Genomic DNA, 9,315 nt, shown 5'->3' with positions numbered 1-9,315 from the left:
ATCTGACGAAGAACAGGAGCGGAAAGGACCAAAAAATCGCCCAAAGCACACACGAAAACGAATACATCAAGCCAAGAAAAACTTTTTGGAGAAATTCAAAACAGCTTCTCAAAACAGTTTCTATAATTTGCGTGAATCCGCGTTAATCTGCGTTTCAAATTTATTTCGATGCTTGGTTTTTTGTCTGTCTTTGATTTTCTCTTTATCTTTGTTCTCTCGAAATTAGTACATGCAAAAGATGAAGAAACGGATTCTATTTTTATTCAGCATAATGCTTGGTGTGGCGCTTACGGCATACGCCCAGCCGAAAATTACATTCGACCGCGAGAAGCAAGACTTGGGGTATATACTTTGGCGCAATCCCACTACAGTTACTTACCAGTTTACCAATACCGGTGACAAACCGTTGGTCATTTCGAATGTAACCGCTTCGTGCGGATGTGTTGAGGTGGATTGGACCAAACATCCCATACCTGCAGGCGGTAAGGGAACCGTTAGCGCAGTGTTCGATGCCGAAGCCATCGGACATTTCTATAAGGAAGTAGGCGTATATTGCAATGCCAGTGCTGTTCCCGTTTATTTGGAGTTCAACGGAGAGGTGACAGCCGATGCCAAGAACTATTCGTTTACGCATCCTTACGGATTCGGTTCGGTGCACCTGAATCAAGAAGAAATCGAGTTTGAGAATGTCAATAAGGGAGAACGTCCGGAGTTTACGATTCTGGTGGCGAATACATCCAGTAAGACCTATACGCCGGTATTGATGCACTTGCCTCCTTATCTGTCGGCAAAAGCGACACCGGAAGTGTTGGGACGTGGCAAGAACGGAAAGATTGTGGTGACACTGGATACCGACAAATTGCCTAAGCTGGGCATTACCCGGACTTCCGTTTATCTGTCACGTTTTCCCGGTGATAAAGTAGGGGCGGATAATGAGATACCCGTATCCATTGCTTTGCTTCCCGATTTCTCCAAGATGACCGAGCAGCAGAAGAACAATCCTCCGCAACTTTCGCTTTCGGCTACCGAATTGGAGTTTCCGCCGTTGAAGCCTAACCAGAAAAAATCGCAAAGCGTGGTAATCACCAATACCGGTAAATCGAATCTGGAGATTCAGGATATGCAGGTAAACAGCATTGCTCTTGCCGTAAGCCTGAAAAAAACGGTCTTGAAACCTGGTGAATCTACAAAGATGAAGATTACGGTCTTGGCAGAGAACTTGTCGCGCGTAAAAGGCACACCGCGTGTGTTGATGATAACGAACGACCCGGCAAAGCCTTCGGTCACTATCCGGGTGAAGGCGAAATTGCTATGATATAATCAGGAGTTAAGGAGTTAGAGAAGTTAAGGAGTTAAGCCGATACTTTTGCTGACATTTACGGTTCTATTGGCTTAACTTCTTAACTCCTTAACTTCTTAACTCCTTTAACTTCTTAACTCCTTAACTCCTTTAACTTCTTAACTTCTTAAATAAAAAACTATGGAACACCCCGAAAACAATGAAGCATACAAAGGGTTGACGGTAAACAAGGGCATTGACCAGCCTGCTACGATAAACCCGTATCTGAAAGCAAGAAAACGTCCGAAACGCCGCCAGTTTACGGCAGGCGAGTATGTAGAAGGTATTCTCAAGGGAGACATTACGGTATTGAGCCAGGCGGTTACCCTGATAGAGAGTGTCAAGCACGAGCATCAGGCATTGGCGCAGGAAGTGGTAGAGAAATGCCTGCCATTTTCGGGCAACTCCGTACGGATAGGTATCAGTGGTGTGCCCGGTGCTGGCAAGAGTACTTCGATAGATGTTTTCGGATTGCATGTCTTGGAGAAGGGAGGCAAGCTTGCCGTGCTTGCCATCGACCCCAGCAGCGAACGTTCGAAAGGAAGTATCTTGGGTGATAAGACCCGCATGGAGAAACTTTCGGTGCATCCTGATTCGTTTATCCGTCCCAGTCCTACGGCAGGTTCGTTGGGGGGTGTGGCACGCAAGACGCGCGAGACCATTATCCTTTGCGAAGCCGCAGGCTTCGATAAAATTTTTGTAGAAACTGTCGGAGTAGGGCAGAGCGAGACGGCAGTGCATTCGATGGTGGATTTCTTCTTGCTTATCCAGCTTGCCGGAACGGGAGATGAACTGCAGGGCATTAAGCGTGGAATCATGGAGATGGCAGATGCGATTGTCATCAATAAGGCAGACGGAAACAACATTGAAAAGGCGAAGTTGGCTGCAGCCCATTTCCGCAATGCCTTGCATCTGTTTCCGGCTCCCGAATCCGGCTGGATACCCAAAGTGCTGACTTATTCCGGTTTCTATGGCATTGGCATCAAGGAAATCTGGGACATGATATACGAATACTTTGCATTTGTGAAGGCGAACGGATATTTCGAACACCGTCGTAACGAGCAGGCAAAATACTGGATGTACGAATCCATCAACGAGCAGTTGCGCGATAGCTTCTACAATAATCCCGCCGTATCTTCGCTTTTGGCATACGAGGAAGAGCAGGTGCTTTCAGGCAAGACTTCCTCGTTTTCGGCTGCACGGCGTTTGTTGGATACTTATTTTGGGAAGTAAGTGTGATATTATCAGAAACACAGATTTTCGCAGATTAGCGCAGATTCTTTTGATTTACTATTTTTCGATTTACGAAGTACGATTTAATGCTCAAATAGCAGATAGTAAATTGTCAAATCGTAAATTAAAATAATCCGCGTTTCTGAACTGACACATTATATATACCATGCACGGTATGAATTTGTGCATTTCCTTGAACATTTCGCACCGTTTCTGTAGAGACGATGTGCACATCGTCTCTACTACATGGCATATACAGAATGCACAAATTAATGTTGCGAGAAGTATAAACTAATTCTCAACATCTACTAAGAAGCTGTTTTGAATTTCTCCAAAAAGTTTTTCTTGGCTTGATGTATTCGTTTTCGTGTGTGCTTTGGGCGATTTTTTGGTCCTTTTCGCTCCTGTTCTTCGTCAGATAGCCCGCTATCTTCCTCATTACAGAAGCGAAAATGCCTCAAAAACTCATCCCAAATCATCGCACGATAAATTCAAAACAGCTTCTAAAATAAATAGTTTGCAAGGTGTGGTGTGAATAAAAAATCGTATCTTTGCCTCCACATTTTATTAAAAGAAATAAGAAAGCCGTATGAACTGGATTATTCTGATTGTTGCCGGATTCTTTGAGTCCGGCTTTGCTTTTTGTTTGGGTAAGATGAAAGAAGCATCGGGCACCGGCTGGTATCTTTGGGGTGCCGGTTTCTTGCTGAGTCTTACATTAAGTATGGTATTGTTGGCAAAGGCAGTGCAGACGTTGCCTATCGGTACCGCCTATCCGGTGTGGACAGGTATTGGTGCGGTAGGTACAGTGGTGCTTGGCATCGTGTTCTTTCACGAGCCGGTATCCTTTCTCCGTCTTTTCTTCATCTCTACTTTGATAGCCTCCATTATCGGATTGAAGCTGGTCTCACATTGATGAGCCATTCTCTTTCAAGTTACCGTTCAATAAAAATTGAATACCGCAAACATCCTCTGTAGGGGCGTATCGCATACGCCCAGAAAACATCTTCGTGAATGAGTTGGCTCATTCGGGCGTATGCGATACGCCCCTACACAGGCTATTTTGTGGATTCGTTATCTTTTTTGTAAAACTCTGTGTCCGCTGCGATGAAATGTTCCTAATCTATGATTTCAAAACGCACGAGCATGGAATAGTTTTTCTTGATGGTGCGGAAACTGTCGAATGATGCCGCATCGGAAGAAAGCACATTGCTTTGTGCAAACGGAAAAGCCGTGTTGCTGCTTTCTTCTACGATGCGTATGACATTGCCTAATTTCTTGCCCAATGCTTCTACCAGGTAAGCGGCTTTCTGTTGTGCAGCCTTTAACGCTTCGATTTTTCCTTTTTGGTGATATGCCGGCATGTCTTTGTTTTCCAACTCGCCTATACGCATGGTGTGTATGCCTTTTGTATCTATTCGCCTGACTATTTCATTTATCTGATTGAAGTCGGTCAGTGTAATGTCAAAGCTCTTGGAAACTAAGAAGTCCTGTCCTTGCTGGCGCCAATAGTCGCCGATTTCTTGTGTACGGACGGCGTTGGGCGAGATGCCAGCTTGGGTAAGTGCATCCCTCAATCCTTGTTCTATTTCCGATAAGGGCACTTTGGTACGGTATTCTTCGGGCTTCGATTTCCCGTCAAACTCTTCTTCGAAGTATTCGCGGATTTCGATGAGGTAATGGATTTTGTCGGGAACAATCTCGATTTCGGATGTACCTGTCACTTCGATGTAACGTTCGTTTGTCTGCGCTTGCAGCGAAAAGGTCGCCCACAGGCTGATAACTAATGCTAACACGTTTGTTTTCATAAAAAGACTATTTGATTTCAAATTCTGTATTCAACTCTATACTCTTTCCTGCCAAGCCGAAGGGTTTGCTTATCCGGTATTTCCCTTTGGGCAGATGATAATATTTACCAACAGGAAAACGGAAACAATGCAACAACATGCCTTTATGCATTATAAATTCGTCATCAGGCCATATCATGCAGGAAACTTTCATTTCCGGGGAAACCCATTTCTCTTCCTTCCAAACATCTATGTCCCAATACCTCCCGAATGATAGTTGTGCGTTCGTTGGATTTGATACAAATATATTGACGGCGTGCACATTCTCCCAATATACAGCATGTTCCGCCCACATGGAAACAGGCTTATCCTTGTATTCATCCGGCAAGTCTTTGGCGTACCAAAGGCAGCATTCCGGTATGTCGTAGACAATGGTATCCTTGTCTGGCAATGTATCTTGACTGCTTATTCGAATGTTTGTAGCCGTATCGTTTCCACCGGTTATAGCCGGCTCTTTGTCCGGTGTGGCTTCCGGTTGTAGTTGCTGTCGCTTGTTGCTACAACTTATGCAAATAGCGCTGGATAATGTTATAAACAGGATAATACTTTTCATAGTGTATATTCACCTTTTTGTTTGATAAATACAAAGTTACATAATATTATTCACTATTTTTCAGGATAAAAGCAATATCTTTTCAGAAAAAAAGAATATGCCGCAACACGCCTTTTTCATTTACCTGTAGGGGCAGGGTTTGCCTGCCCGAATACATCCACGTAGGTGCATACAGGCGGGCGAACCCCGCCCCTACATGGGTTCATTGCGGATATTCAATAGTATCATAGCAAGACGCAGCCGGTTGCGGAAGCCCGCGGATATAGGTGTGTCGGCAAACGCATATAGGTGCATCTGCTGTAAGATTATTAATCTTACACCAGACGAAGCTATCTGCGTTGAGGCAAGAAGATAATAACGAAAGCCTTTCAAGTAATCTGAGTGAGATAAAGACAGTTTAGTGATGTGCGCCGAACGGGACGGAGACAGCATGTCGGAATTGTGACATCAACAAAATGCATAAATCTATACCGATAGCATAATGAGTGATTTGTCTTTTTTTGAATATCCTTTAGGGCTGAAAGAATGTCCGTATCATTCAGTGCTTCCATAAGCATCCGGTTCTGTCATAGCCAAACATTCTTCAAAGGTGATACCATCCTTGTTTTGCTCTGTGGCGGTAGTCTGTTCCGCGACAACCACTAACCGGTGCCGGTGCGGATGATGACGGTGGCGATATCCGCTGGACTTTGGTTTTTCCATTGATTTTCCGTAAATCTGTACAAGGGATATTCCTCTTTGAAATTAAGAGAGTTGGAAGGATTACCTCGTTTCGGGTAATGAGTTGGCAACCGTTCTAATTGCCGCAGTCTACATCGCTTTGCTTGTTTGGGTAACTCTTACGGCACAAAGGTATGAAAAATATTCAGGCTGGAAAATCATTCCAAAAATTATTTCAGTCTGGATATTTGGCATCCACCCTTATGCCGTTTTGGGCTTGAAGCAATTAACGAGCAAGGAAGCCACGGTAAAAGCTATTCCCGTCCAAACCACACCTGCCCATCCGTAATGTTGCCAAAACAGGCCTGAAACGAATGTACCAGCAGAGCCACCCAAGAAGTAAATGGTCATATAAACGGTATTGACACGATTGATAGCGGATGCATCAAGGGCGACCACGCTGGTCTGGTTGGACAGATGGATACATTGCATTCCTGCATCAATCAACAGGATAGCGACTATCATCCATACATAGCTGGCATTCCCCCAAAATGCCAAGAACCATGCAGCCAATACCACACATCCTCCGACAATAGAGAAGAACCTTGCGCCATACTTTTGGATATAGCCGCTGATGAAAACCACCGTGGATGCACCTGCCAATCCGCACAAACCGAGTGCGCCGATAATATCGTCACTCGCAAAGAAAGGCTCTTGTTTCATCCGGAAAGCAAGGCAACTCCACAATGCGAAGAACGAAGCATAAGCCAATGCTGCCCTCAAAGAAGCGATACGCAAGTATGGGTATTTGTAGAGCAGGCGCAGCAAGGATTTCATCAATCCTGCATAAGTTTCTTGTGAACGGGCAGACAGCACGGGCAGCATCTTGTAAATCATCAGAAAGCATCCAAGCATAAACGCACAAGCGACGAAATAAACGGAACGCCATCCCCAAACATCAGCGAGAAAGCCACTGAATACCCGTGAACCAAGAATGCCTATTAGCAGACAGGATTGTATAATCCCCACGTTGCGCACCTTGTGTGCGGGTGCTGAATGATAAGACACCAACGGGATGAAGAACTGCGGCATGACCGAAGACGCTCCGGCAAGCAAGGATGCACCCCATACCCAATAGATGTTAGGGGCAAGTGCTATGGCAAGCAATGCGCACGATGAAACGATATAATTGGTCAATATCAGCTGCTTTCGTGAAACCAAATCGCCAAGCGGAATGACAAACACAAGTCCGACTACATAACCTATCTGGGTCAATGTCGCAACCATGCTGGCAGAAAAGTCGCTTACCCTAAAATCCTTTGCCATGCTGCCCAACAAAGGCTGGTTGTAGTAGCAGTTGGCAACGGAAAGCCCGGTAGCGACTGCCATCAGAGCCAGCAGAGGTGCCGGAATGCCATGGTTTTCTCTCAATTCATATTTCATCATTTATTCCTCCTTTCAGTATGACACAACTTTCAATCCAATCAAGGAGGCAATGAGCGTGAACAGGAAGAAAAGCCGTATGGGAGTGGCCGGCTCTTTGAAAACGAATATCCCAATCAAGACCGTGCCGACCGCTCCGATACCCGTCCAAATGGCGTATGCCGTGCCCAAAGGCAAAGTCTGAACCGCTTTGGCAAGTAATGCCATACTCAATACCGTGGAAGCCAAGAAACCGCTTCCCCACAGATAAAAACCAATACCTGATGCCTCTCTCGTTTTTCCCAAGCAGAATGTAAGGCTTACCTCAAACAATCCTGCCAAAAATAAAATTATCCAATTCATACCTATGATTTATTAAATTCGGGTGCAAAAGTAAGCAAGTAATTTCTAACCGTTTTTTACATTTGGTAAAAACGGCTTTTGCATTTGGCAAAAAACAGCTGTTTGTATCTGTTTCTGTGCGTTATTTTATAATTTTGTACCACAACAAAATGACTTATGGATATAAAGGAAATCATCAACCTGAGATATGCCATGCCGGATGCATCTTTGGACAAGTTGCGGCAATGCCTGACGGAAGTTTCCTATCCCAAAGGCTTCCGCGTGCTGGAAAGTGGCAAGGTGGAGAAGGACATCTTTTTCATCAAGAAAGGCATTGTCCGCGCCTATACTTCGGTGGACGGAAAGGACATTACCTTTTGGGTCGGCAAGGAAGGGGCGACTCTCGTTTCCATGAAAGGATACGTGAACGATGAGCCGGGATATGAAACGATGGAGCTGATGGAGGATTCAGTCCTGTATGTATTGGAAAGAAAAAAACTGAAAGAATTGTTTTCAGAAGACTTGCACATCGCTAATTGGGGGCGGCGTTATGCGGAAATGGAATTACTTGCCACTGAGGAACGATTGATTTCCATGTTGTCTGCCATCGCTTCGGAACGGTATAAGGAGTTGTTAGAGAAAGAGCCTGATTTGTTGCAACGGTTACCATTGGGAAGTATCGCAACCTATTTAGGTGTCACACAAGCGAGCTTGAGCAGGATTAGAGCACAAATAAAGTGACGTTTCAATCAGCGGGTAGCAAGCGGTTTTGGTCTGCCCAAAACACAAACTTGCTACCCTCCCGTTGGCATTGTTTACAAACCCAAGCCTTTGTCCTTTCTGTGCGGTGCAACCGTCCTCCTAATGGATGAGAACAGCTTGTTGAACTGCTCCTTGAACCATTCGCCAATCAGTTGCCTGTTGATGGCAAGTGCGAGTTTCGATTTGTCTTTCGGGTCCTTCACCACTTGGAAGCCTGCCCTTTCGGTCTTAAACTTCCGCTTGTGTTCCTCCGAATAGAGTTCGCCCTCGTAGAACAACGGCTTGCCGCTGATAAGCGTGGCAGTCTGCTTCTCGTTGAAGCCGACTTTGAGGCAGAACTTCTCCATATACACCAACTCTTGGAACAGCGGAAACCATTTCTTGGCTTTCTGAATAACGGATTTCAGGAATGACACTTCCTTTTGGTGTTCCGCTTCCTTGTCCGCCATTTCCCTGCGGTGCTTGGCTTGCAGTTCCATAAGCTGGCGGCTGTGTTCCTCCTGCTGCCGCTGCATTTGCCGTTGCAACAGTTCGATGCTTTCGTTACGGACGGCAACCTCGCCTTGCAGGGTGCGGTTGTCGGCTTCCAGTTCTTTTAGCTTGCCGCTGCCCAAAAGAGAACCGACCTTTGCCACGAGTGCCGTCTTCGCTTCGGTCTTGGCGGCTTCCAGCTTCTCCGACTTGATTTCCTTTCGCACTTCGTCAAGCTGCCGTTCAGCCTGTTGTTGTGCGGTCTGCAACTGCCTTACGTTGGCTTCAAGCTCTCCCGTCTGCCGTTTCAGGTCACGGTAGTATTGGGCGGTGGTGGTATGCCGTGCTTCCGAACCCCGTATGCCACGCTGTAAGCCGTATTTCGCCATTGCTTTTGCGTAAATCTGTACAAGGGATATTCCTCTTTGCAATCAAAAGAGTTAGAAGAATTACCTCATTTGGGGATAATGAGTAGACAACTGTCCTATTTGCCGTGGTCTGCATCGCTTTGCTTGTTCGGCTAACCCTTCCGTAGAATAAAGGTACAAAATAAGAACAGAAGAAAGAATATCTATGTCTTTCTTTCTTCTGTTTATAAATGGAACAAAATAACGAAAATCAAATAAGTTCAGTTGCTATCTATTCTTACCACTCGGAAACCAACATTGGCATAGCCTTGCGAGCCG

At 45.4% G+C, this 9,315-nt stretch carries 11 protein-coding genes; 4 read left to right on the top strand and 7 right to left on the bottom strand.

All coding sequences use genetic code 11. The annotated features are described in order from the left end of the window. Positions 1 to 238: 238 nt before the first annotated feature. Entirely contained in the window at positions 239 to 1,315 is a 1,077-nt protein-coding gene (locus tag B5F71_RS17640; RefSeq protein ID WP_162609952.1) for a DUF1573 domain-containing protein, read from the top strand. Positions 1,316 to 1,480: 165 nt separating this feature from the next. Next, complete coding sequence (gene meaB, locus B5F71_RS17635) at positions 1,481 to 2,572, top strand: methylmalonyl Co-A mutase-associated GTPase MeaB (RefSeq protein ID WP_013619156.1); 1,092 nt, start codon at positions 1,481 to 1,483, stop codon at positions 2,570 to 2,572. Positions 2,573 to 2,880: 308 nt separating this feature from the next. On the opposite strand, the gene B5F71_RS20485 is transcribed toward meaB, so the two are convergent. Then, complete coding sequence (locus B5F71_RS20485; protein ID WP_158098139.1) at positions 2,881 to 3,051, bottom strand: hypothetical protein; 171 nt, start codon at positions 3,049 to 3,051, stop codon at positions 2,881 to 2,883. A gap of 110 nt (positions 3,052 to 3,161) precedes the next feature. Here B5F71_RS20485 and B5F71_RS17630 point away from each other — a divergent pair, with 110 nt between their 5' ends. Further along, positions 3,162 to 3,488: a multidrug efflux SMR transporter gene (locus B5F71_RS17630; RefSeq protein WP_087212934.1), complete on the top strand. Its 327-nt coding sequence runs from the start codon at positions 3,162 to 3,164 to the stop codon at positions 3,486 to 3,488. Between the two features lie 202 nt (positions 3,489 to 3,690). Here the strand turns inward: B5F71_RS17630 and B5F71_RS17625 are convergent, their stop codons facing one another. The 5 genes from B5F71_RS17625 to B5F71_RS17610 all read right to left on the bottom strand — a co-directional run bounded on the left by B5F71_RS17625 (position 3,691) and on the right by B5F71_RS17610 (position 7,417). Beyond that, a complete protein-coding gene (locus tag B5F71_RS17625) occupies positions 3,691 to 4,380 on the bottom strand; it encodes an SIMPL domain-containing protein (protein WP_022041111.1) in 690 nt (229 codons plus the stop codon). Positions 4,381 to 4,387: 7 nt separating this feature from the next. Beyond that, complete coding sequence (locus B5F71_RS17620; protein WP_022041110.1) at positions 4,388 to 4,972, bottom strand: immunoglobulin-like domain-containing protein; 585 nt, start codon at positions 4,970 to 4,972, stop codon at positions 4,388 to 4,390. A gap of 534 nt (positions 4,973 to 5,506) precedes the next feature. After that, entirely contained in the window at positions 5,507 to 5,674 is a 168-nt protein-coding gene (locus tag B5F71_RS20480) for a hypothetical protein (RefSeq protein ID WP_158098138.1), read from the bottom strand. A 219-nt stretch (positions 5,675 to 5,893) separates the two neighbouring features. After that, positions 5,894 to 7,075 carry an MFS transporter gene (locus B5F71_RS17615; protein ID WP_087212942.1) on the bottom strand — a complete coding sequence of 394 codons (1,182 nt, stop codon included), beginning with the start codon at positions 7,073 to 7,075 and terminating at the stop codon, positions 5,894 to 5,896. 15 nt (positions 7,076 to 7,090) lie between these two features. Then, positions 7,091 to 7,417, bottom strand: coding sequence for a multidrug efflux SMR transporter (locus B5F71_RS17610; protein WP_021928755.1), 327 nt, complete (start codon positions 7,415 to 7,417; stop codon positions 7,091 to 7,093). Between the two features lie 156 nt (positions 7,418 to 7,573). Between B5F71_RS17610 and B5F71_RS17605 the strand changes: the two genes are divergently transcribed. Continuing rightward, positions 7,574 to 8,137: a Crp/Fnr family transcriptional regulator gene (locus B5F71_RS17605; protein WP_087212931.1), complete on the top strand. Its 564-nt coding sequence runs from the start codon at positions 7,574 to 7,576 to the stop codon at positions 8,135 to 8,137. A 74-nt stretch (positions 8,138 to 8,211) separates the two neighbouring features. On the opposite strand, the gene B5F71_RS17600 is transcribed toward B5F71_RS17605, so the two are convergent. Beyond that, positions 8,212 to 9,018, bottom strand: coding sequence for a recombinase (locus B5F71_RS17600; RefSeq protein ID WP_239414082.1), 807 nt, complete (start codon positions 9,016 to 9,018; stop codon positions 8,212 to 8,214). Positions 9,019 to 9,315 lie beyond the last annotated feature (297 nt).

This window comes from Bacteroides sp. An269, from assembly GCF_002159755.1.
Classification (GTDB): domain Bacteria; phylum Bacteroidota; class Bacteroidia; order Bacteroidales; family Bacteroidaceae; genus Phocaeicola; species Phocaeicola intestinalis.
This window is presented reverse-complemented; position numbering and strand designations above follow the sequence as displayed.